Source organism: Streptomyces sp. NPDC058671 (assembly GCF_042716475.1).
In the GTDB taxonomy this organism is placed as follows: Bacteria; Actinomycetota; Actinomycetes; order Streptomycetales; family Streptomycetaceae; genus Streptomyces.
In genome coordinates, this window is record NZ_JBHXSA010000007.1 from 36,306 (window position 1) to 59,255 (window position 22,950).

Here is a 22,950-nt window from a genome sequence, read left to right on the forward strand (position 1 = left end):
AGCGTTCCTGTATCTCCGGCGATTCTTCCTGTCGGGCCATCATCGAGTTCTCCCGAGGAGATATGACATGGCATCCGGCACGGTGAAGTGGTTCAACGCAGCCAGGGGTTTCGGTTTCATCGAGGAGGACGGCGGCGGCACCGACGTGTTCGCCCACTTCTCGAACTTCGCCGATCAGGACGTGATGGAACTGCTCGAAGGCCAGAAGGTCGTCTTCGAGATCGCGCAGGGCCAGAAGGGTCCGACGGCCGAGAACATCGTCCCCGCCTGATACTGACGCATTGTGTAGCTGGGGCCCGCATCCCTCGGGGTGCGGGCCCCAGCTGCAGGCATTTCCCGCCTCTCAAAGAATTGACGAGGCGAGTTTCTTTTCGCATTCATTCGGCTCGTTCCTGTGATTCCCCGCGCTGTACTTCTGCTGCGGGAATACCTCGATACGTGCCGTGTCGAGGAAGGTTCTGAGTGAACCCCGTACGTACCAGCAGTCGCTCTTCCCGCACCCCCCGCCGCACCGGCGGTCGCACATACGGCTCCGCCGCCGGTTCCGCCGCCGGTTCCGCCCGGGGCGGTCGCTCCGGCTCGTCCGCGCCGAGCCGCTCCGGCGGCTACGGCCGGCGCCCCGTCGCGGTCCAGGGCGAGTTCGCCCTGCCGAAGACCATCACCCCGGCGCTGCCCGCCGTCGAGTCGTTCGCCGACCTCGACATGCCGAAGACCCTGCTGGCCGCGCTCACCGCGCAGGGTGTCGCCGTGCCGTTCCCGATCCAGGGCGCGACGCTGCCGAACTCCCTGGCGGGCCGTGACGTCCTGGGCCGCGGCCGGACCGGCTCCGGCAAGACCCTCGCCTTCGGTCTGGCCCTGCTCGCCCGCACCGCCGGGAAGCTCGCCGAGCCGCGTCAGCCGCTGGCCCTCGTGCTGGTCCCCACCCGGGAACTCGCCCAGCAGGTCACCGACGCCCTCACGCCGTACGCCCGCGCCGTGAAGCTCCGCCTGGCCACCGTCGTCGGCGGGATGCCGATCGGCAGGCAGGCGGGGGCGCTGCGCGGCGGCGCCGAAGTCGTCGTCGCCACGCCCGGCCGTCTCAAGGACCTCATCGACCGCGGCGACTGCCGGCTCGACCAGGTCGGGATCACCGTCCTGGACGAAGCCGACCAGATGGCCGACATGGGCTTCATGCCGCAGGTCACCGCGCTCCTCGACCAGGTCCGCCCCGAGGGCCAGCGCATGCTGTTCTCCGCGACCCTGGACCGCAACGTCGACCTCCTGGTCCGCCGCTACCTCAGCGACCCCGTCGTGCACTCCGTGGACCCCTCCCAGGGCGCGGTCACCACGATGGAGCACCACGTCCTGCACGTGCACGGCGCCGACAAGCACCGGCTGACGACGGAGATCGCGGCGCGCGACGGCCGGGTGATCATGTTCCTGGACACCAAGCACGCCGTGGACCGCCTCACCGAGGACCTCCTCGGCTGCGGTGTCCGGGCCGCGGCCCTGCACGGCGGGAAGTCGCAGCCGCAGCGCACCCGCACCCTCGCCCGGTTCAAGACCGGTCACGTCACCGTGCTGGTGGCGACGAACGTCGCGGCGCGTGGCATCCACGTCGACAACCTCGACCTCGTCGTCAACGTCGACCCGCCGACCGACCACAAGGACTACCTCCACCGCGGCGGCCGTACCGCGCGGGCCGGCGAGTCCGGCAGCGTCGTGACCCTGGTGACCCCCCAGCAGCGCCGTGACATGACGCGCCTCATGACGGCCGCGGGCATCGTGCCCCGGACCACGCAGGTCCGCTCCGGCGAGGAGGAGCTCAACCGGATCACCGGTGCCCGCACCCCCTCCGGCATTCCCGTGACGATCACCGCGCCGCCCGCGGAGCGGCGTGGTCCGCGCGGCGCGTCCTCCCGTGGCCGGCGCGGTCCCGCCTCGGCCGCGCGGCGCGCGAACGCGCGGCACTCCGCCGTCGACAGGGCGGCCTGAACCACCCCGTGAGCAGGGTCACGGCGGCCCCCACCGCGCCGTGACCAGAGGAAGCCGACCCATCTCCGCAGGAGGCATCATTTGACGCCGGTCACGACGCAGCCCCCCTCGGCGCTCACCGCCGCCCCCACGCAGAGGACCGTGGCCGACGCCATGGACACGGCCGGGCCGCGGGTCGGCGACAGCATGACCGTCGAGGTGGCCCTGTCCGTCATGGCCGGTGCCCGCACCGGGCACCTCCTCGTCTGCGACGACGACGGCCTGTTCACGGGCCTCGTCACGTCGGCCCGGCTGACCGCCGTCCGTGACGGCTCCGCCTACACCGACCGGGTCCGGCTGCGCGACATCCTCGGCGACCGCGGGCCGTTCGCCTCACCCGCGACCGCGATGGCCGAGGCCCAGCACCTCATGCGCTACCGCCGGCTCCCCGCCCTGCCCGTCCTCGACGAGCAGGGCAGCGCACTGGGCGTCCTCGTCCTCGCGCGCTGAACCGCCTCACGGCGGCAGAACCCTCTCCCTTCTCTCCTGTGAGGCATCATGCGCTGTGTCATCGCCCGCTTCCCGTTCGACCTCACCAAGAGCGGTGTCCTGCAGTCCATGCAGGGCGTGAAGCCCGAGACGGTCGTCGGCGAGTCCGTGATCATCGGCCGCCGTACGTACCCCCTCATGCAGGTGGGCCAGGTCATCACCCGTCAGGACCGCCGCGACTTCAGCTCCGGTGAGGTCCTGCGGGCCATGACCAAGCTCGGCTTCACGTGCCGCAACCTCCCGCAGGCCGCCGCGCCCGCCCGCGCCGCCCTGAACCCGCTCCAGCACGCCTCCGCGATGCTCGGCGTGGCGCCGGCGGTCTGATCTTGCAGGGCGGGCCCGTACGACGGGTCCGCAGGACGGTTCCGGGGGGCTCGCCCGAGCGGCGGCCCCCCGGAGGCGTGCCCAGGGGCGGGCGGACCCGGGTCGGGTCACACGCGCGGCGGTCCGCCGCCGGACCGGCCGGCCTTCTCCGGTCGACGCTCAGGGGACGATGCCGTGGGGATCGGGCACCACGGTGAGCAGCGCCGAGACGACGACGATCGCCGCGAGGACGGAGACCTCCACGCGCGCGGGTGCCTGGGCGTTCCCGCCGGACAGCATCCGCCCGCGGGCGGCGAGCGCGAGCAGGCTGGCGCCGCCGAACAGCACCAGCTTCACCAGGAGGATCCGGCCGTAGGCGGTGCTCAGGACGGCGTCGAGCGGGAGTCTGCGCAGGGTCGAGAGGGTGCCGGTGACCGCGAGGGCGGCGTACACCCAGGCGGCCATCCGGGCGTACCTGACGAGGACATCGCGCCCGCCGCCCCGCAGCCGCATGGTGCGGAGCACGTACAGGAGCGTGCCGGCCCACAGGGAGGCGGCGGTCAGGTGGACGACGGTGAGGGAGGCCCCCACGAGGGGCTGGTACGTCTCCGGATGGGCGCGCATCGCCTCGGCTACGACGGCGAGGGCGAGCGGAACTACGGCGAGTGCGGGGCGCCGGGAGGCGGCGCAGAGGGCGGCCAGGACGAAGGCGTTGGCCGTGACGAGCAGGAGGCGGCCTTCGCGGAGCCCGTACGCGACGGCCGGGCCGAGTCCGCTGACGGCGGCGAAGAGGAGCAGGAGCCCGGCCGAGGCGGCCGCGGCGAGGAGGGCGGCGGGGGCGGACCAGGCGCGGGGCCGCGGCCCCGCGCGGGCGAGCCGGTTCCCGGCGAGTTCACCGGCGTGTACGGCCAGACCGGTGAGGACGAGGAGCCGTAGCAGCGTGGTGGTGCCGTCGGCGGGTATGCGGAGCTCGCCGGTGCCCGTCTGCGCGAGACCGGCGCCCAGCAGGGCGACGACCAGGACGGCCACGACGGCGAGGACCGCCGCTGTCAGACGGCTCGGGGTACCGAAGGGTCCGGGAAGCGTCACCGGACGATCGTCACCGAGCCCCGGACGGGCGGCAACTCAGGGTCGCTCCGCCCGTCCGACCCGGCGGATCAGGCCTTGCTGAGGTGGGCCCAGAACTCGTCCCAGGACAGCCGGCCGTCGCCGTTGGCGTCGCGCTGCTTGATGAGCACCTCGGCGACCGTCTCGGTGACGTTGAAGTCGCCCAGCTGCGCCATGACGCTCTTGTACTCCGCGGCGGTGATGAAGCCGTCCCCGTCCACGTCGTACCGGTTGAATGCCGTACGTGCCGACTCGATGTCCGCCACTGCTTCCGCCCCTTCTCGGTGCCTATCTGACGGGGGTCAGATTAGCTGGCCCGGCCGGTCCGGCCGCGCGGGGTCTCGGGGCGGGCTACCGGAAGATGCCCGTGTGGCCGAGGGAGTAGCGGCCCGGCTGGGGGTAGACGGCGAGGCCGTGGGGGCCGCTGCCGACCGGGATGCGGGCGAGCTGCCTGCCGGTGGTGGTGTCGATCGCGTAGACCTCGGAGTCGTAGCGGCCGGAGAGCCACAGGACCTTGCCGTCGGCGGAGACGCCTCCCATGTCGGGGGAGCCTCCGTCCGGCAGCCACCACTTCTTGGTGAGCTTGTTCTTGGCGAAGTCGAAGACGGAGACGGAGCCCTCGCCGCGGTTGGGGACGTACATCTCGCGCGAGTCCCGGCTGATGTAGAGGCCGTGGCAGCCCTTGCCGGTGGGCAGCAGGGTGGGGGTGGTGAACTTCTCGCCGTCGAGGACCCACATGCCGTGGGCCATCATGTCGGCGACGTAGAACGTCTTCCCGTCCGGGGAGATCTTCACGTCCTGCGGCATGGCGCCTTCGAGGGGCAGTTTCTGCTGGCCGATCACCTCCATCTTCTCGGTGTCGACCTTGAGCAGCTCGCCGGAGAACTCGCAGGAGACGACGAAGTACCGGCCGTCGGCGGAGAAGTCGGCGTGGTTGACGCCGTAGCAGCTGACCGGGACGGTCTTCTTCCGCTCCATGGTGTGGGGGTCGCGGAAGACGAGTTCGCGGTCGAGGGAGGCCATCACGACGGCGTACCTACCGTTGGGCGTGAAGTACAGGTTGTACGGGTCGTGGACCTCGACGGGTTTGCCGGCGGCGCCGGTGGCGGGGTCGATGGGGGTGAGCGTGTGGCCCCGGTTGTTGTTGACCCAGAGGGTCTTCATGTCCCAGGAGGGCACGACGTGCTGGGGCTGGATGCCGACGGGGATGGTCTCGACGACCTGGTAGGTGGCGGGGTCGATGACGGAGACGGTGTTGGAGTTGGTGTTGGGGACGTAGATCCGGGAGGGGAAGTCCTTGACGACCGGGGAGAGCCGGTTCGGCCGGTCGGCGGCGTAGACGTCGTTCGGGTCGAGCAGCGGCGGCATGCCGGGGAGTCCGGCGGGCACGACGGGGGCCTTCTTGACGGGGGCGGCCTTCTTCACCGGGGCGGCTCCGTCTCCCGGGTCGCCGCCGCCGCAGCCGGCGAGGGCGGTGAGGAGGGCGGCGGCGACGAGGGTCCTGGTGCGCTTCGTGCGGTGTGCCATCAGGTCAGCAGCTCCGTGGTGGTGACCGCGCGCAGCCCGCGGCGGTCGAGGTCGGCGAGGAGGAGGGGCAGGGCGACGGCGGTGACCGGGTAGCCGAAGTGCAGGCTGACGACGGAGCCCGCGCGGGCCGTGCCGGTGACGTTGCGGACGACGGCGGTGGCGTCGGGCGTGGTGAAGTCGAGGGAGTCGACGTCGTACGAGAGGACGTGCGGGTAGCCGGCGCGGTGGGCGGCGCGCAGGACGGCGGGGGTGGCGTGCCGGGTGCGGGAGGGCCGGAACCAGGTGCCGATGGAGCCGGTGAGACGGCGCAGCCGGGTGGCGCAGGCCTGGATCTCGGCGTGGGCGTCGGCTTCGGTCAGGGCGTTGACGTCGGTGTGGTGCTGGGTGTGGTTGCCGAGGTCGTGTCCGCCGTCGAGGACCCGCCGGGCCATGTCGGGGTGGGCGTCGAGCCAGCTGCCGACGGCGAGGACGGTGACGCGGGCGCCGGCCTTCTCGGCCTGGGTGAGGAGGGTCCGGGCGAGGGCGGGGTCGCCCTGGCCGTGGAAGGTGAGGGCGACGCGGGGGCGGTCGCGGGGACCGTGGGCGATCTCGGCGGGCTGTCCGGGGAGGCGCCGTGGGGCGGGGGCCGCCTGGGGTGCGGGCGCGGGGCGCCGTGGGGCGGGGGCGGCGGGGCGTGGCTCCGTGCCGCAGGCGGTGGCGAGGGCTCCCGCGAGGGCGGCGGCCGCACCCGCTCGGAGGGCGTCGCGGCGGTCGGTCGACTTCACGCGACCATTTAAAGGCGGTACAGCGCGATTGACGGCGATTGGGCCAATTCAGGACGTTTGCACGCCCCGACGGAGGGTCCAGCATGCGGACGATCACGGGAAACAATCGATGAACCGCATAGCCATTCACTGTTTACAAGGCGGGTGCTGCATGTCACCAACGATTCATCATGCAACTGTCAGGGTTTGCCCTGCATCGCCCCAGTAAGAACTTTTGGCGACACGGCCACCCGTCTGCCATAGTCGGAGCCACGACCCCCATTGACCCGGGCCAGGTCGACAGAGCGGCCGTGGATACACCCCCCCGTCCACGGCGCATCACACGGAAGCCCCCACGCACCCCACCACGGCGCACGGGGGCTTCCGTGCGTCCGGGAGCGCCGGAGAGGACCGGGCGTTCAGCGGTCGGAGACCCGCATCTCGAACCAGGTCGTCTTGCCGCGCGGCGCCAGGTCCACGCCCCAGCGGTCCGACAGCTTGTCCACGAGGAAGAGCCCCCGGCCGCTCGTGTCGAGCTCGTGCACCGGCATCAGACAGGGCAGTCCGCGCGAGGGGTCCCTCACCTCGACGCGGATCCAGCCGCGCCGCCGCTGTAACCGCAGCGCGAAGACCCGGGCACCGGTGTGCCGGACCGCGTTCCCGACGAGTTCCGAGACGAGCAGCACGGCGTGCTCGGCGATCAGCGGCCCGAGCCCCCACTGCCGGAGCACGACGTGCTCGGTGAGCCTGCGGGCCACCCACGCGGACTCGGGGCGGGACGGCAGCCGGACGTCGTCGTCCGCCGGATTGCCGTACAACTCCATGGCTTCGACGGCCTGTTCCTCGTCCGCGGCCGGTGACCACCGCGCTGCCGCGGCGCTCGCGCGCTGCCACGGCTGCTCCCTACCCTCCAGGCCCGCCATGCCCCCCATCATGGCCGCACGGAGGCGTCCGCGGGGGCCGTTCCGACGGAATCGACCCCCGGAACGACCCGTCAGGCGAACTTCGCCTTCCCCGGGCCCTCCTCCACGAAGCTGCGCATGCCCGTCTCGCGGTCCTCGGTCGCGAACAGACCGGCGAACCAGGTGCGCTCGATGGCGAGACCGGTGTCGATGTCGGCCTCGAGACCCTGGTCGATCGCCTCCTTCGCGGCCCGCAGCGCGACCGCCGGCCCCTGTGCGAGCTTCGCCGCCCATGCGTGCGCCTGCTCGTACACCTCGGCGGCCGGGACGACCCGGTCGACCAGACCCAGCGCCAGGGCCTCGTCGGCCTTCACCATCCGGCCGGTGAAGACGAGGTCCTTCGCCTTCGAGGGGCCGACCAGGCGGGACAGGCGCTGGGTGCCGCCCGCGCCGGGGATCAGGCCGAGGAGGATCTCCGGCTGGCCCAGCTTCGCGTTGTCGGCGGCGATCCGGTAGTCGGCGCAGAGGGCCAGTTCGCAGCCGCCGCCGAGGGCGTACCCGGTGATCGCGGCGACGACGGGCTTGGGGATGCGGGCCACGGCGGTGAAGGAGTCCTGGAGCGCACGGGAGCGCTTGACCATGGCCACGTGGTCCATGACCTGCATCTCCTTGATGTCCGCGCCGGCCGCGAACACCTTCTCGCCGCCGTAGAGGACCACGGCCCGCACGTCGTCGCGGTCGGTGGCCTCCTGGGCCAGCTCGCGCAGCCGGTCCTGGGTGGCGACGTCCAGGGCGTTCATCGGGGGGCGGTCGAGACGGATCGTGCCGACGCCTTCGGCGACTTCGAGGTTCACAGTCATGGAGGGAAGGTTAGTGTCCGTCAACGACGGGGGGCCCGGTGCTGTTGCTCACAGCACCGGGCCCCCCGTCGGTCGTGTACGGCTACGCGATCCACTCCGACCAGTCCATGTTCCAGCCGTTGAGGCCGTTGTCCGGCTTGATCTGCTTGTCCTTCGAGTTCTTCACGACGACCACGTCACCGATGATCGAACGGTCGTAGAACCAGGCCGCCGGCATGGAGCTGTCGCCCGCGCCCCGGGCGTCCTGGAGGCCGACGCAGCCGTGGCTGACGTTGGCGGACCCGAAGGTACCCGCCGAGGCCCAGTAGTTGCCGTGCACGAAGGTGCCCGAGGTGGACAGGCGCATCGCGTGCGGCACGTCCTTGATGTCGTACTCGCCGCCGAAGCCGACCGTGGCCCCGTTCATGCGGGTCACCTTGTACTTCTCGCTGATGACCATCTGACCGTTGTACGTCGTCGTCGACGGGGCGCCCGCGGTGATCGGGATCGTCTTGATGATCTTGCCGTCGCGCTCGATCTTCATCGTCTTGGCGCTGGCGTCGACGGTGGAGACCTGACGGCGGCCGATGGTGAAGGACACCGTCTTCTTCTGCTTGCCGTAGACACCCGGGCGGCCCTCGACGCCGTCCAGGTTGAGCTCGACGGTCACCTTGGTGCCCGCGGCCCAGTAGTTCTCCGGGCGGAAGTCGAGACGGTCGTTGCCGAACCAGTGGCCCTCGATCCGCACGGCCGGCACGGCCGTCACCTTGATGGCCTTCTCGACGGCCTCGGGGTCGGTGATGCCCCGGGTGAAGTTGATGGACACCGGCATGCCGACGCCGACCGTCGAACCGTGCTCCGGCGTGTAGTGGCCGATGAAGGTGTTCTTCGGGACCAGGGTGGTGAAGGTGGTGTCCTTCGCCGACTCACGGCCCTCGGCGTCCTTCGCGATCGCGTGGACCTTGTACTGGGTCCCTCCCGCCAGGTGGGCGGTGGGCGTCCAGCTGCTGCCGTCCGCCGAGACCTTGCCCTCGACCGCGGTGCCCTTGGAGTCGGCGACCGTGACCGTGGTCAGCTTGCCCTGCGCCGCGGTGACCTTGAGGGCCCCGCTGGTGGCGACCGACTCGGCGCCGTCCTTCGGCAGGATCGTCACGACCGCCTGCGAGGCCGCGTTCCCCTGGGTGCCGCCCCTCTGGGCCGCCGGCCCCTGTCCCCCCGTACCGCCGGACGTCTCACCGCCGCCGCAGGCGGTGAGCACCAGGAGCATCGCTCCCGCCGCCAGAGCCTGCAGCCGGACGCCCCCGCGTCCTCGGCTGCGCCGCTTCGTCCCTACCGATGTCCCCGATATCGGCTGCGCGTTCACTGTGGTCGTCTCCCCTCGCACGGCCTGGCACCGCCACGGCCCCACCCCCGTGCGCATTCACTCGCGCACACGGCGCTAGATAATCACACCGCAGGACACGAAAGATCCTCGTGAATGTCACCGTTCAGTCCCGATCGACCTGGTAAGACGACGGAAGTGCCGGACGGTGCGAGGGCGACGAGGGGTCAGTGCAGAGCGGAGCCGGCCTTCCACCGGTTCCACTCCATGTTCCAGCCGCCGAGGCCGTTGTCGGGAGCGACCTTCCGGTCACGGGAGTTGACCACTTCCACGACGTCGCCGATGAGCGTCCGGTCGAAGAACCAGCCCGCGGGCGACCGGGCGCTGCCGCCCTTCTCGTCCCGCAGCCCCACGCAGCCGTGGCTGACGTTGGCCGTACCGAACGTGCCGGGCGAGGCCCAGTAGTTCCCGTGCAGGAAGGTCCCGGACTCGGTGAGCCGCATCGCGTGCGGCACGTCCTTGATGTCGTACTCGCCGCCGAAGCCGACCGTGCGCCCGTCCATCCGCGTCACGTCGTACAGCTCGGTGACGACCATCTTGCCGTTGTACGTGGTGGTCTTCGGCGCCCCCGCGGTGATCGGCAGGGTCGCCAGGACCGCGCCGTCCCTCCTGACCTCCATGGTGTGCGCGGCGGCGTCCACCACGGAGACCTGGGAGCGGCCGACGGTGAAGCCGACCGTCTTGCGCTGGATGCCGTACACCCCCGGCGCCCCCTCGACGTCCCGCAGGCCGAGGCGGACGGTGACGCGGGTGCCCGGCTGCCAGTACGCGGCGGGGCGGAAGTCGAGCCGCTCCTTGCCGAACCAGTGGCCGACGATCTCCACCGGCGGCTCCGAGGTGATCCGGATCGCCCGCTCGACCGCGGCGCGGTTCTCGATCGGCCGGTTGAAACCGAAGGAGACGATCATGCCGGTGCCGACCGTGGAACGATTCTCCGGCTTGAAGTAGCCGATGAAGCGGCTCTCCGGCACCACGGTGGTGAAGGTGGTGTGCCGCGCGGAACGGCGCCCGTGCGCGTCGAGCGCGACCGCGTCCACGCTGTACTTCGCGGCGAGCGCCAGCCGGGCGTCCGCCCGGGGCCGCCAGCGCAGCCCGTCCGGGGAGATCTCCCCCGCCACCTCGGTCCGCTGGGCGTCCTCCACCTGGACGACGGTCACCCGTTCGAGGCGCCCGCTGTCCACCTTCACCTCGACCGGTCCCTCGGCACTCACCCCCCGGCTGCCGTCCTCCGGGCTGACCCGGATGACGTCACCGGGGGCCCGCGCCTTGCCCGGCAGCGAGATGTCGATGCCCCGTCCGCCACCGCTTCCCGTGCAGCCCACGAGGCCCGCCATCAGGCCCGCCACCGCGAGGGCGTAACCCGCCCGCTTCCATACATGTGTCACGCCCCGCCCAACGACGGCCACCCTCCGGGGGAAACGTCCGTACGGGTCATGTTGGGAGCGCGGTGGCGCGGGCAGAACAGGAGGAGACCCCACGCGGGAGCGGCGGCCGGGACGCCGCCGCTCCCCCGCGTGCGGGCCCGACGAGCCGCAGGAGGCCGGGACGGTGGCGAGCGCAGCCGAGCAGGAGGCGGTACCGGAGCATGCCCCGGAGCGGGCCGGACCCCCGGTGTGGCCGGGTGCGCCGACGCCCCTCGGCGCGCGCTGCCGGGTCGGCCCCGACGGGGTGGCGGGAACGAACTTCGCGCTGTGGGCGGGCGGGGCGGAGGCCGTGGAGCTGTGCCTCTTCGGGCCGGACGGTACGGAGCGGCGGCTACCGCTCACGGAGCTGACCCACGAGATCTGGCACGGCTTCGTGCCCGGAATCGGAGCCGGGCAGCGGTACGGCTACCGGGTCCACGGCCGCTGGGACCCGTGGACGGGCGCCCGGTGGAACCCGGCGAAGCTGCTCCTCGACCCGTACGCGCGAGCCGTCGACGGCGACTTCGCGCTGCCGCCCGAGGTGTACGGGCACGTGCGGGACTGGCCGCAGCAGCACGTCGCCGACACCGTCCGCGACGAGCGGGACTCCGCCCCGTACGTCCCGAAGGGCGTCGTCGTCCAGGACGACGACGACTGGGCCGACGACCGCAGACCCAAGACGCCCTGGCAGGACTCCGTCATCTACGAGCTGCACGTCAAGGGCTTCACCCGGCAGCACCCCGGCATCCCGGAGCGGCTGCGCGGCACGTACGCGGGTCTGGCCCACCCGGCGGCGATCGAGCACCTCGTCGGGCTCGGCGTGACCGCGGTGGAGCTGCTCCCCGTGCACCAGTTCGCGCACGAGGACCACCTCCTGCGACGCGGGCTGCGCAACCACTGGGGCTACAACTCCATCGGCTACTTCGCCCCGCACGCCGGCTACTCCTCGTCGGGGACCACCGGGCAGCAGGTCGGCGAGTTCAAGCGGATGGTGCGGGCGCTGCACGCGGCCGGGATCGAGGTCATCCTCGACGTCGTCTACAACCACACGGCGGAGGCGGGCGAGCTCGGCCCCACCCTGTCCCTCAAGGGCATCGACAACCGCGGCTACTACCGCCTCCAGTCCGACGCCCGCAGGTACGCCGACTACACGGGCTGCGGCAACACCCTGCACGTCGTGCAGCCGCAGGTCCTCCGGCTCATCACCGACTCCCTGCGGTACTGGGTGACCGAGATGGGCGTCGACGGCTTCCGCTTCGACCTGGCGGCGGCCCTCGCCCGCTCCTTCCACGACGTCGACATGCTCTCCCCGTTCCTCGCGGTGATCGCCCAGGACCCGGTGCTCCGCCGGGTCAAACTGATCGCCGAGCCCTGGGACGTGGGAAACGGCGGCTACCAGGTCGGCGCCTTCCCCCCGTTGTGGACCGAGTGGAACGACCGCTACCGGGACGCCGTCCGGGACTTCTGGCGCGGCGCCCTGCCCGATGTGCGGGACCTCGGCTACCGGCTCTCCGGCTCCAGCGACCTGTACGCCTGGGGCGGGCGCCGGCCGTACGCCTCCGTCAACTTCGTCACCGCCCACGACGGCTTCACCCTGCGGGACCTCGTCACGTACGAGCGCAAGCACAACGAGGCCAACGGCGAGGGCAACCGGGACGGCACCCACGACAACCGGTCCTGGAACTGCGGGACGGAGGGCGAGACCGACGACCCCGGGATCAACGCCCTCCGTCTGCGCCAGCAGCGCAACCTGCTGACCACCCTGCTCCTGTCCACCGGGGTCCCGATGCTCGTCGCCGGCGACGAGATGGGCCGCACCCAGGGCGGCAACAACAACGCGTACTGCCAGGACAACGAAATCGGCTGGGTCGACTGGACGCTGCCCGAGGACGCGGGCCGCGCCCAGCTCCTCGCCCTGACCCGCCGGCTGCTCGCCCTCCGCGACCGGCATCCGGTGCTGCGCCGCCGGGCCTTCTTCTCCGGCCGGCCGCAGGGCGCGGACGGGCTGCGGGACCTGGCCTGGTTCACCGCGGACGGCACCGAGATGACGGAGGGCGACTGGTACGCGCCCGCGGCCACTTTGGGCCTCTACCTGTCGGGCCGTGACATCCCGGGCCGGGACGAGCGCGGGGAACAGATCGCCGACGACAGCTTCCTCGCGGTCCTCCACGCGGGCCCGGACCCGCTCGACCTGCGCCTCCCGGGCCCGCCCTGGGCGGAGTCGTACGAACTGGTCGTCGACACCGCACGCGAGGACCAGTCGGGTCCGCCGGGGACGAGCCACCGGGGCGGCGGGACCCTCACGATGGGGGGCCGGTCGGTGGTGCTGCTGCGGGTCGAGGCGTGAGGGGCCGGGCCCGGCCCAGGATGCCCCGGTCGTAGCCGGTGGCGACGGCCGCGGCCCGGTCCTTCACGCCCAGCTTGCCGTAGATGTGGGTCAGATGGGTCTTCACGGTCGCCTCGCTGATGAACAGCTCGGCGGCGATGGCGCGGTTGACCGTGCCCCGGGCGACGAGGACGAGGATCTCGGTCTCGCGCGCCGAGAGGGTCGTGTCGGCGGGCGGGGCGGCGGGGGCGCGGACGGCGGTGACGAGCCGGGACGCGACGGCCGGGGAGAGGACGGTACGGCCCCCGGCCGCCGCCCGTACGGCGGTGAAGAGTTCGTCGCGGGGCGCGTCCTTGAGGAGGTAGCCGGTGGCACCGGCCTCGATCGCCGGGAGCGTGTCGGTGTCCGTGTCGTACGTGGTGAGGACCAGGATCCGGGAGCGGGCGCCGCGGCGGGTGAGTTCGGCGATGGCGTCGACGCCGCCGCCCTCCGGCATGCGCAGGTCCATGAGGACGACGTCCGGGTCGAGGCGGAGGGCCAGCGCGACGGCCTCGACGCCGCCGGAGGCCTCGCCGAGGACGCGGAAGCCGGAGCCGGGGGCGGCGAACATGCCGCGCAGACCGTCCCGTACGACGGGGTGGTCGTCGACGATCAGCAGGGTGATGTCAGTCATGGCCCGCCCACGGTACGCGAGCGGAGACGGCCGTCCCCTCGCCCGGAGCGGTCTCCAGGGTGACGGTCCCGGCGAGCCGCTCGGCGCGGGCGCGCATGCCGTCGAGGCCGAACCCCCGGCCGTGGCCCGCGCCGGAGGCGGAGGGGTCGAAACCGCGGCCGTCGTCCCGTACGTCCAGGGTGACCTCGTCGCCCATGTAGGAGAGGGTGACGCCGGCCCGGGAGGCGCCGGAGTGGTGTTCGGCGTTGGCGAGGGCCTCCTGGGCGATCCGCAGCAGGGTGGCGGCGACCTCGTCGTGGAGCGGCTGCTCGGTGCCGGTGACGGTGAACCGGGCCTCCACGCCGGTGCGTTCGGCCCAGTTCCCGACGGTCTTGCGGAGGGCCTCGGGGAGCCTGTCGTGCTCCAGGGCCACCGGGCTCAGGTTCCGCACGGAGCGGCGGGCCTCGCCCAGGCTGTGCCGGGCGAGGTCGGCGGCCCGCTGCAGATGGACGCGGCCGGCCTCCGGGTCGGGTCCCGCGGTGGCGGCCTGGAGCTGGGTGATGATCCCGGTGAAGCCCTGGGCGAGGGTGTCGTGGATCTCGGCGGCGAGCCTGCGGCGCTCGTCGGCGACCCCGGCCTCCCGTGCCTGGAGCAGGAGTTGGGCCTGGAGGGTCGCGTTCTCGGCGAGGGCCTGTTCGAGGCGGGCGTTGGCGCGGGCGAGTTCGGCGATCGTGGCGGCGCGTTCGGCGGCCTTCTCGGCCTCCTTGGTGCCGAGGTGGGAGAAGCCCACGGCGACGGTGGAGTTCAGGGCGAACAGACCGCCGAAGGCGAGCCACTGCACGAGGGAGGCGGGGGGCAGACCGCCGGACTGGGAACCGGCCATGGTGACCGCGGTGACGAGGAGTCCGGCCTGGACCAGGCGGCGGGGCAGCAGGGGGACGGCGTCGAAGTAGCCGGCGCAGGCGTAGACCGCGAAGAAGGGGTTGAGCCAGGTCAGCGCGAAGGCGAGGGCGGTGCGCAGGACGAAGTACACGACGGAGGCGGGTGCGGGCGCCCCCGGGACGATCACGGATTCGGTCCCCGGCCGCTCGGGGTCCCACCCGGTGGCCGCGACGACCCGGGCGCAGCGGCGGTCCCACAGCAGGTGGAGGAGGAGCGCCGCCGCCACCAGGACGCCGGCCGTCACGATCTCCCCGCGGGTCATGAACAGGTCGGCCGACGCCCCGGCGAGCACGAGGGCGATGCCGAGCAGTCCGTACGGGCCCCAGCGGGAGAGCTGGCGCCGGCGCTCCTCGACGGTGGTGGTCACCCCGCCGCCTCCCCTCGTGTCATTCCCAGCGGAACCAGCGCACCGACGCGGCGGTCAGCGCGGCCGTCCACAGGGCCATCACCCCGAGCGCCGCCCAGCCGGGCCAGCCGCCCCCCGCCGTCGCGTCGAGGGCCTCGGAGGCGGCACCGAACGGGGTGAGTCCGACGATCCGTTGCAGCGTATCGGGCATGGCCTGGACGGGCGCCCAGACGCCGGCCGTGAACATGGCGGGGAAGGCGGCGGCCGAGCCGACCGCGTAGGCGATGCCCTGGGTGCGGGAGGCCGCGCACACGGTGGCGCCGATGGCCAGAGCGCCCGCCACGGCGAGGAGCAGGGCGAGGGCGTACCCGGTGGGGTTCCCGGGGAGGGCGACGCCGAAGGCGAGCCGGCCCGCCGTGATCACCAGGAGCGAGGAGAGCAGAGTCGCACCGGCGTGCAGCGCGATCTGGGCGGTGAGCAGGGCCGCGGGCCGGACCGGGGTGGTGGACATGCGGCGCAGGATGCCGCGTTCGCGGTAGCCGGAGAGCACCGGGGGCATGGCCTGGACCCCGGACATGATGAGGGCGAAGAGGACGGCGACGGGGACGTAGAGGTCGATGACGCGGCGCCCGCCGAGGTCCTCGGAGGCCTCCCGGAACGAGGGGATCAGACCCAGGACCACGAGGAGCACGGTCGGCGAGACCATCACCCAGAACAGGGAGCCGGGTTCGCGGGTGAAGAGGCGGATCTCGGTCCGCAGGACGGCCGCGGCAGGGCTGGGCGTACTCATCGGAGTGCGGTTCCCGTCAGGTCGAGGGAGGCGTCGTCGAGGGTGGCGTCGGTGACGCGCAGCCGGCGGGCGGTGACGCCCCGGCGGGCGAGGAGGGAGACGAACGCGTTGACGGTCCCGTCCGTGCCGGCGACGACCGTCCGGCCGTCCGCCACGGTGACGGAGACGGTTCCGGGCAGGGCCCGCAGCGCCTCGGGGTCGAGCGGCGTGTCGGCGGCGAAGGAGATCTCCTTCGCGGCGGACGCCCGCCCGATCAGGCCGGCGGGCGTGTCGAGCGCGGCGACCCGGCCCCCGTCGATGACGGCGATCCGGTCGCAGAGGCGCTGGGCCTCCTCCATGAAGTGGGTGACGAGCAGCACGGTGACACCGCCCGCGCGGATGTCCTCGACGAGCGACCCGGCCTCGCGGCGGGCGCGCGGGTCGAGTCCGGTCGTCAGCTCGTCGAGGACGACGACGCGGGGGCCGCCGATCAGCGCGAGGGCGATGAGGAGCCGCTGCTTCCGGCCGCCGGAGAGCTTGCCGAACCGGGTCCCGAGGTGGGGCAGGAGGCCGAGCCGCCCGGCGAGTTCCCGCCGGTCGGCGGGCCGCTCGTAGAAGGAGGCGTACAGGTCGAGCGCCTCGCCGACGGTCAGCTTGGCCTGGAGCTCGCTCTCCTGGAGCTGGACCCCGAGAACCCGGGTGACCTCGGCCCGCTCCCTCACGGGGTCGTGCCCGAAGACCCGCACCCGTCCCTCGTCGGGCCTGCGCAGTCCCGCGACGCACTCCACGGTGGTGGTCTTGCCGGCGCCGTTGGGGCCGAGGATGCCGAAGATCTCCCCCTCGCCGACGTCGAAGGAGATCCCGTCGACCGCCTTCCGGCCGCCGTACGACTTGTGCAGTCCCCGCACCTCGATCGCTGTCATGTGCCCAGCCTGTCGGCGGGTCGCCCCCTCCGGTATCGGCCGTTCCGCTCGTCTCCGCCGTCAACCGATCGGCTGACGGCGGGTACGACTCCCGGCCCCGGGGGCCGGAAAACCGGATGAGAGGTGTCAGTGGTGAACCGTAGGGTCGGGCCTGATGCCCGAGAAAACTGTCGCCCCAGAGCCCGCCACCGCCGACGCCCCCGACCGCTCGGCGGTACGGGCGCTTCTCCGTCTCTGGCCGTACGTGCGGCCCGTGCGGGGACGGTTGTCCGCCGCCGCGCTCGTCGCGATCGTCGCGTCCTGCCTGTCGCTCGTCATTCCGCTCGTCCTGAAGTGGATGGTGGACGGGCCCGTGGCGGAGCGGGACCCCGGCGGGGTGTGGCTGGGGGCGCTGTACCTGCTGCTGCTCGGGATCGCCGAGGCCGTGCTCTTCGGGTACCGGCGGTGGCTGGTGGCGCGGCCGCTGGCCGGGGTCGAGGCGCGGATGCGGGCCGACCTGTACGGCAGGCTCCAGCGGCTGCCGATCGCCTTCCACGACCGGTGGGCGTCCGGGCAACTGCTCTCGCGGGGCACGACCGATCTGATGCTGGTCCGGATGTTCCTGGCCTTTCCGCTGACGTTCCTCCTGGTCAACGGTGTGACGATCCTCGCGGGTTATGTCCTGCTGCTCTCCCAGGACTGGTCGCTCGGACTGGTCCTGCTGACCCCCGTCGTCCCCCTGGTGCTGGTCTGCTCGGCCTTCGAGAGCCGCTACGGCAGGGTCGCGCGGCGCGCCCAGGACCAGGTGGGCGATCTGACGACGGTCGTCGAGGAGAGCGTCCTCGGCATCCGGATCGTCAAGGGCTTCGGCCGGCACCGCAGCCAGGCGAGGGCCTTCCGCGAGCTCTCCGGCCGGCTCCGGGGCACGGAACTGGCCAAGGCCCGGCTGCTCGCGATGATCTGGGCGGTCATCACCGTCGTACCGGAACTGGCCATCGGGGCGGCGCTCGTCCTCGGCACGGTCCAGGTCGCGGACGGGGACCTGTCGGCGGGCACGCTCGTCGCGTTCCTGTCGACGGCCCTGGCACTGCGCTGGCCCGTGGAGTCGATCGGCTTCCTGCTCGCGATGACCCAGGAGGCGGCGACGGCGACGGAACGGTACTTCGAGGTGATGGACGCCGAGGAGGAGCCCGACACCCCCGCCGTGCGGGACGCCCCGGCGGCGGACGGCTCCGACGGGGTGCGCTTCGAGGGCGTGTCGTTCCGCTACCCGGACGCCCCCGACGACTCCCCGCCGGTCCTGGACGGCATCGACCTGCACATCCGGCCCGGCGAGACCCTGGCCCTCGTCGGCGGCACGGGTTCCGGCAAGACCACGCTCACCGCGCTCGTGCCGAGGCTGCACGAGGCGTCCGGCGGCCGCATCCTGCTCGACGGCGAGGACATCGCCCTGATGGAACGGGAGCGGCTGCGGACCCTGGTGTCGATGGCCTTCGAGGAGCCGACGCTGTTCTCGGCGAGCGTCGGCGAGAACGTCCTGATGGGCGCCGACGACGGGGCCGGGGAGCCGGAGCTGCGGCGCGCCCTCTGCGTGGCGCAGGCGGACGGCTTCGTGGACCGGCTGCCCGAGGGCGCCGCGACCCGGGTCGGTGAGCAGGGCCTGAGCCTGTCCGGTGGTCAGCGGCAGCGGATCGCCCTGGCACGGGCGGTCGTCGGCCGCCCCCGCTTCCTGGTCCTCGACGACCCGCTGTCGGCGCTCGACGTGCACACGGAGGCGCGGGTCGAGGCGGCCCTGCGGGAGGTGCTGCGGGAGACGACGGCCCTGGTCGTGGCGCACCGCCCGTCGACGGTGATGCTGGCCGACCGGGTGGCGCTGCTCTCGAAGGGCCGGATAGCGGCCGTGGGAACCCACCAGGAACTGCTGCGGACCAGCGAGGAGTACGCCTGGCTGATGTCCGGCGAAGGCAAGGACGAGGACCGATGACGGACACGCTCACCCAGACGCCCCCCGCCGCTCCGGCCCCGGACGGGGACCCCTTCGACCGCGACGACCTGCCGGCCCCGCCCGGGGCGACGGGTGCGCTGCTGCGCTCGCTGCTCGCCACGCACCGGACCCGGGTCGCGTGGGGCGCGCTCGTCCTCCTGGTCAAGGAGGGCGCGATCCAGGCGGGCCCGCTGCTCGTCGCGTACGCCATCGACCGGGGCGTCCCGGCCTTCCGCGCCGGCGACCACGGTCCGGTGATCGCGGTGGCCCTGGGATACCTCCTCTGCGCGACGCTCTCGGGCGCCCTCCAGTACGTCTTCGTCCGCGGGGCGGCCCGCGTCAACCAGGACGTCCTCCTGGATCTGCGCGGCCGGATCTTCCGCCACGCGCAGGTCCTCAGCGTCGACTTCCACGAGCGCTACACCTCGGGCCGGCTGATCTCCCGCTCGACCACCGATGTCGAATCGCTCCAGGAACTCCTCTCCGAGGGCCTCCAGGAACTGATCGGCGTCGTCCTGTCCTTCGTGTCGATCTCCGTCATCCTGCTCTGGCTCGATCTGGGCATCGGGGCGATGGCGGTCGCGTCCTTCCTCCCCCTGCACCTCCTCATCCGCCTCTACCGGAAGCGCGCCGGAGCGGTCTACGCCGAGCGTTCGACGGCCATCGCGGGCGTCATCGTGAAGTTCGCGGAGACGATGAACGGCATCCGTCCGGTCCGGGCGTTCCGCCGGGAGCGGCTCAACGACACCGAGTTCGCGGCGCTCAACCGCCGTCACGAGCGCAGCAACGGCGACGCGCTCCTGGAGATGGCCCGTTACGTCGTGGGCTCGCGCCTCGTCGCGAACACGGCGGTCGCCGGGATGTGCCTGTGGGGCGCGTACCGGGTGGCCTCGGGCTCCCTGGAGCTCGGCGTCCTCGCGGCGGCGGTCCTCTACATGCGCCGGCTGTACGACCCGATCGACCGTCTGGGCATGTTCCTCAACTCGTACGAGTCGGCGGCGGCGTCCCTCACGAAGATCGCGGGCCTGCTGGCCCAGGAACCGGGCGTGCCCGAGACGACGGCGCCCCGCCCCCTGCCGCCCCGCGCGGGCGCACCGGGCCGCGAGGTCGTCTTCGACGAGGTCCGCTTCGCCTACCGCACGGGCGGCGAGGTCCTCCCCGTCTTCGACCTGACGATCCCGGCCGGCCAGACGGTCGCGGTCGTCGGGGCGACGGGCGCGGGCAAGTCGACCCTCGCCAAACTCCTGGCCCGTTTCTACGACCCCACGGACGGCAGCGTCCTGCTCGACGGCGTGGATCTGCGCGACCTGGCCACCCCGGAACTGCGCCGGGGCATCGTCATGGTGACGCAGGAGGCGTTCCTCTTCTCGGGCACGGTCGCCGAGAACATCGCGATCGGCCGCCCGGACGCGACCCGCGCGCAGATCGAGGAGGCGGCCCGCGCGATCGGGGCGCACGAGTTCATCGCGGGCCTGCCGGACGGCTACGACACGGACGTGCGCAAGCGCGGCGGCCGGATCTCGGCGGGTCAGCGTCAGCTGGTCGCCTTCGCCCGCGCCCTCCTGGCGGACCCGGCGGTCCTGATCCTGGACGAGGCGACCAGCTCCCTGGACGTGCCGGGCGAGCGGGCGGTGCAGCGGGCGATGGACACGGTCCTCGCGGGCCGTACGGCCGTGGTGATCGCCCACCGCCTCTCCACGGTGGAGGTCGCGGACCGGGTCCTGGTGATGGAGTCGGGCCGGATCGTCGAGGACGGCACGCCGTCGGACCTGGTGTCGGGCGAGGGCCGCTACGCGGGCCTGCACCGGGCGTGGCGGGACAGCCTGGTGAGCTGAGGGGACGGGGGCGGGGCTCTCCGTCGGGGGATCTCTGCCGGTGTGGAGCGAACGGAATCGGCCGGTCCACCGTTTCGGGTGGCCGGCTGCCTACCCTCCGGTTAACGAACACCGACTTCCGGGCAGCGGACGATTTCCGGCCAACTTCCGGCCGCACTCCTGACAGGTCCTCGTCATTCCTGTCACTCTCTCCCCGGATCTTCGCATCACCGTTCGCCGCTTCACCCGAACGGGTAACGCGTCATCCGCACGTGCTCCACAGCTCTGCTTGCTCCGCCCGGACGGGCCCACCCAGTCCGCCGGTACCCCCCTCGCAAGAAGGAGTCTGCGTGAGATCCACGCCCAGCCGCCGCGCCACCGCGACCGGCGCTCTGATCGCCGCCGCCGCCATGCTCGCCGTGAGCGTCCAGACCGGATCCGCCACCGCGGCGGACGCTGCCTGGACCATCGCCCCCAAGGCCCAACAGGGCACCTCGGCGAACCCCGGCAAGCTCCCGGCCGACCTCACCCCCGCCGAGCGCACCGCGCTCATCAAGGCGGCCGACGCCGACAAGGCCGCCACGGCCAAGTCCCTCGGCCTCGGCGCCCAGGAGAAGCTGGTCGTCCGCGACGTCGTGCAGGACCGCGACGGCACGACCCACACGCGCTACGAGCGCACCTACGCCGGGCTGCCCGTCCTCGGCGGCGACCTGATCGTCGCCGAGAGCAAGGCCGGCGCCACCACCGGCGTCACCAAGTCCTCCCGCGCCGAACTGAAGAACGTCGACCTCGGCGCCACCGTCGCCCCGGCCGCCGCCGAGAAGCAGGCCGTCGGCCTCGCCCAGGCGGAGGGCTCCGAGAAGGCCGCCGCCGAGCGCGCCCCGCGCAAGGTCGTCTGGATGGCCTCGGGCGCCCCCGTCCTCGCGTACGAGACTGTCGTCGGCGGCCTCCAGCACGACGGCACCCCGAACGAGCTGCACGTCGTGACGGACGCGAAGACCGGCGCCAAGCTGTACGAGTGGCAGGCCGTGCACAACGGCACCGGCAACACCCAGTACAGCGGCACGGTCACCCTCGGCACCGCGCCCTCGTACACGCTGACCGACACCACCCGCGGCAACCACAAGACGTACAACCTCAACCGGGGTACGTCCGGCACCGGGACGCTCTTCTCCGGACCCGACGACGTCTGGGGCAACGGAACCCCGTCGAACCTGGAGACGGCGGGCGCCGACGCCCACTACGGCGCCGCGCTCACCTGGGACTACTACAAGAACGTGCACGGGCGCTCCGGCATCCGCGGTGACGGCGTCGGCGCGTACTCCCGGGTCCACTACGGCAACGCGTACGTCAACGCCTTCTGGCAGGACTCCTGCTTCTGCATGACGTACGGCGACGGCGCGGCGAACGCCAAGCCGCTCACGTCCATCGACGTGGCCGCGCACGAGATGACCCACGGCCTGACCTCCGTCACCGCGGGACTGGTCTACAGCGGCGAGTCCGGCGGCCTCAACGAGGCCACCTCGGACATCTTCGCGGCGGCCGTCGAGTTCTACGCCAACAACGCCCAGGACCAGGGCGACTACCTCGTCGGCGAGAAGATCGACATCCGCGGCAACGGCACCCCGCTGCGCTACATGGACAAGCCCAGCAAGGACGGCTCGTCCAAGGACTACTGGTACTCGGGCATCGGCGGTGTCGACGTCCACTACTCCTCGGGCCCGGCGAACCACTGGTACTACCTGCTCTCCGAGGGCAGCGGCGTCAAGACCGTCAACGGCGTGACCTACGACTCGCCGACCTCCGACGGCCTGCCCGTCACCGGCATCGGCCGTGACAAGGCCTCGCTGATCTGGTTCAAGGCGCTCACCACCAAGTTCAACTCGTCCACCAACTACGCCGGCGCCCGCACGGGCACCGTCGCGGTGGCCACCGAGCTGTACGGCGCCGGCAGCCCCGAGGTCCTCGCCGTCCAGCACGCCTGGGCCGGCGTCAACGTCGGTACCCGCCCCGGCGGCACCGAGCCGCCCACGGGCAAGGTCTTCGAGAACACGGCCGACGTGGCCATCCCGGACAACGGCGCCGCGGTCACCTCCACGGTCAACGTCACCGGCGTCGCCGGCAACGCGCCCGCCACCCTCAAGGTGGACGTGGACATCGTCCACCCCTACAAGGGTGACCTCGTCGTCGACCTCGTCGCCCCCGACGGCTCGGTCTACAACCTGCACAACCGGTCCGGCGGCAGCGCCGACAACATCCTCCAGACCTTCACCGTGAACGCCTCCTCCGAGGTCGCCAACGGTGCCTGGAAGCTCCGCGCCCAGGACAAGGCCTCGGCGGACGTCGGCCGCATCAACGCCTTCAAGCTGACCTTCCCGTAACCGGGAGGCACACAGGGGCGGGGGGCCGGGGGGGGACCGAACACCCCCCGCCCCCCCCCGCCGGCGGCGGGCGGCCCCCCCCCCAGGAGCCCCCCCCCCCCCCCCCCCCCCCCCAGCACCCCCCCAG

The 22,950-nt window shown here is 72.5% G+C and carries 20 protein-coding genes; 8 read left to right on the top strand and 12 right to left on the bottom strand.

The window, feature by feature from the left end; all coding sequences use genetic code 11:
• The first annotated feature begins 67 nt into the window (after positions 1 to 67).
• The 4 genes from ACFWV2_RS10810 to ACFWV2_RS10825 all read left to right on the top strand — a co-directional run bounded on the left by ACFWV2_RS10810 (position 68) and on the right by ACFWV2_RS10825 (position 2,826).
• Positions 68 to 271, top strand: a complete 204-nt coding sequence (locus ACFWV2_RS10810) for a cold-shock protein (protein WP_384404693.1) — start codon at positions 68 to 70, stop codon at positions 269 to 271.
• 191 nt (positions 272 to 462) lie between these two features.
• Positions 463 to 1,974 carry a DEAD/DEAH box helicase gene (locus tag ACFWV2_RS10815; protein WP_384404694.1) on the top strand — a complete coding sequence of 504 codons (1,512 nt, stop codon included), beginning with the start codon at positions 463 to 465 and terminating at the stop codon, positions 1,972 to 1,974.
• Positions 1,975 to 2,055: 81 nt separating this feature from the next.
• Positions 2,056 to 2,463: a CBS domain-containing protein gene (locus tag ACFWV2_RS10820; RefSeq protein WP_384404695.1), complete on the top strand. Its 408-nt coding sequence runs from the start codon at positions 2,056 to 2,058 to the stop codon at positions 2,461 to 2,463.
• Positions 2,464 to 2,511: 48 nt separating this feature from the next.
• Entirely contained in the window at positions 2,512 to 2,826 is a 315-nt protein-coding gene (locus ACFWV2_RS10825) for an SCO5918 family protein (RefSeq protein ID WP_384404696.1), read from the top strand.
• A 159-nt stretch (positions 2,827 to 2,985) separates the two neighbouring features.
• Here ACFWV2_RS10825 and ACFWV2_RS10830 read toward each other — a convergent pair whose 3' ends face one another.
• The 8 genes from ACFWV2_RS10830 to ACFWV2_RS10865 all read right to left on the bottom strand — a co-directional run bounded on the left by ACFWV2_RS10830 (position 2,986) and on the right by ACFWV2_RS10865 (position 10,689).
• Positions 2,986 to 3,894, bottom strand: coding sequence for a CopD family protein (locus ACFWV2_RS10830; protein ID WP_384404697.1), 909 nt, complete (start codon positions 3,892 to 3,894; stop codon positions 2,986 to 2,988).
• Between the two features lie 68 nt (positions 3,895 to 3,962).
• A complete protein-coding gene (locus ACFWV2_RS10835) occupies positions 3,963 to 4,178 on the bottom strand; it encodes an EF-hand domain-containing protein (RefSeq protein WP_073808354.1) in 216 nt (71 codons plus the stop codon).
• Positions 4,179 to 4,263: 85 nt separating this feature from the next.
• Positions 4,264 to 5,439 carry a YncE family protein gene (locus tag ACFWV2_RS10840; RefSeq protein WP_384404698.1) on the bottom strand — a complete coding sequence of 392 codons (1,176 nt, stop codon included), beginning with the start codon at positions 5,437 to 5,439 and terminating at the stop codon, positions 4,264 to 4,266.
• The gene (locus ACFWV2_RS10845) at positions 5,439 to 6,203 is read right to left on the bottom strand and encodes a polysaccharide deacetylase family protein (protein ID WP_384404699.1); all 765 of its coding nucleotides are present in this window, start codon (positions 6,201 to 6,203) and stop codon (positions 5,439 to 5,441) included. The genes ACFWV2_RS10840 and ACFWV2_RS10845 overlap by 1 nt, the downstream gene beginning before the upstream one ends.
• Positions 6,204 to 6,601: 398 nt before the next feature.
• Entirely contained in the window at positions 6,602 to 7,105 is a 504-nt protein-coding gene (locus ACFWV2_RS10850; protein ID WP_384404700.1) for an ATP-binding protein, read from the bottom strand.
• 71 nt (positions 7,106 to 7,176) lie between these two features.
• Positions 7,177 to 7,944 carry an enoyl-CoA hydratase/isomerase family protein gene (locus ACFWV2_RS10855; protein WP_384404701.1) on the bottom strand — a complete coding sequence of 256 codons (768 nt, stop codon included), beginning with the start codon at positions 7,942 to 7,944 and terminating at the stop codon, positions 7,177 to 7,179.
• Between the two features lie 82 nt (positions 7,945 to 8,026).
• A complete protein-coding gene (locus ACFWV2_RS10860; protein WP_384404702.1) occupies positions 8,027 to 9,286 on the bottom strand; it encodes an Ig-like domain-containing protein in 1,260 nt (419 codons plus the stop codon).
• A 185-nt stretch (positions 9,287 to 9,471) separates the two neighbouring features.
• The gene (locus tag ACFWV2_RS10865) at positions 9,472 to 10,689 is read right to left on the bottom strand and encodes an Ig-like domain-containing protein (RefSeq protein ID WP_384404703.1); all 1,218 of its coding nucleotides are present in this window, start codon (positions 10,687 to 10,689) and stop codon (positions 9,472 to 9,474) included.
• Between the two features lie 163 nt (positions 10,690 to 10,852).
• On the opposite strand from ACFWV2_RS10865, the gene glgX reads away from it, so the two are divergent.
• Positions 10,853 to 13,054: a glycogen debranching protein GlgX gene (gene glgX / locus ACFWV2_RS10870; protein ID WP_384404704.1), complete on the top strand. Its 2,202-nt coding sequence runs from the start codon at positions 10,853 to 10,855 to the stop codon at positions 13,052 to 13,054.
• Here the strand turns inward: glgX and ACFWV2_RS10875 are convergent.
• From ACFWV2_RS10875 to ACFWV2_RS10890, 4 genes are read right to left on the bottom strand one after another with little or no spacing between them, the layout of a single operon-like run.
• Positions 13,008 to 13,706 carry a response regulator gene (locus ACFWV2_RS10875; RefSeq protein WP_384404705.1) on the bottom strand — a complete coding sequence of 233 codons (699 nt, stop codon included), beginning with the start codon at positions 13,704 to 13,706 and terminating at the stop codon, positions 13,008 to 13,010. The two genes, glgX and ACFWV2_RS10875, sit on opposite strands and share 47 nt — an antisense overlap.
• Positions 13,699 to 14,994: a sensor histidine kinase gene (locus ACFWV2_RS10880; RefSeq protein ID WP_384404706.1), complete on the bottom strand. Its 1,296-nt coding sequence runs from the start codon at positions 14,992 to 14,994 to the stop codon at positions 13,699 to 13,701. The genes ACFWV2_RS10875 and ACFWV2_RS10880 overlap by 8 nt, the downstream gene beginning before the upstream one ends.
• 19 nt (positions 14,995 to 15,013) lie before the next feature.
• Positions 15,014 to 15,763, bottom strand: coding sequence for an ABC transporter permease (locus ACFWV2_RS10885; protein ID WP_384404707.1), 750 nt, complete (start codon positions 15,761 to 15,763; stop codon positions 15,014 to 15,016).
• Complete coding sequence (locus ACFWV2_RS10890) at positions 15,760 to 16,665, bottom strand: ABC transporter ATP-binding protein (RefSeq protein WP_384404708.1); 906 nt, start codon at positions 16,663 to 16,665, stop codon at positions 15,760 to 15,762. Before ACFWV2_RS10890 ends, ACFWV2_RS10885 begins: the two co-directional genes overlap by 4 nt.
• 154 nt (positions 16,666 to 16,819) lie before the next feature.
• Between ACFWV2_RS10890 and ACFWV2_RS10895 the strand changes: the two genes are divergently transcribed.
• From ACFWV2_RS10895 to ACFWV2_RS10905, 3 genes are all read left to right on the top strand, one after another.
• Positions 16,820 to 18,628, top strand: coding sequence for an ABC transporter ATP-binding protein (locus ACFWV2_RS10895; protein ID WP_384404709.1), 1,809 nt, complete (start codon positions 16,820 to 16,822; stop codon positions 18,626 to 18,628).
• Positions 18,625 to 20,463: an ABC transporter ATP-binding protein gene (locus ACFWV2_RS10900; protein WP_384404710.1), complete on the top strand. Its 1,839-nt coding sequence runs from the start codon at positions 18,625 to 18,627 to the stop codon at positions 20,461 to 20,463. The genes ACFWV2_RS10895 and ACFWV2_RS10900 overlap by 4 nt, the downstream gene beginning before the upstream one ends.
• 329 nt (positions 20,464 to 20,792) lie before the next feature.
• Positions 20,793 to 22,823 carry a M4 family metallopeptidase gene (locus ACFWV2_RS10905; RefSeq protein ID WP_384404711.1) on the top strand — a complete coding sequence of 677 codons (2,031 nt, stop codon included), beginning with the start codon at positions 20,793 to 20,795 and terminating at the stop codon, positions 22,821 to 22,823.
• Positions 22,824 to 22,950 lie beyond the last annotated feature (127 nt).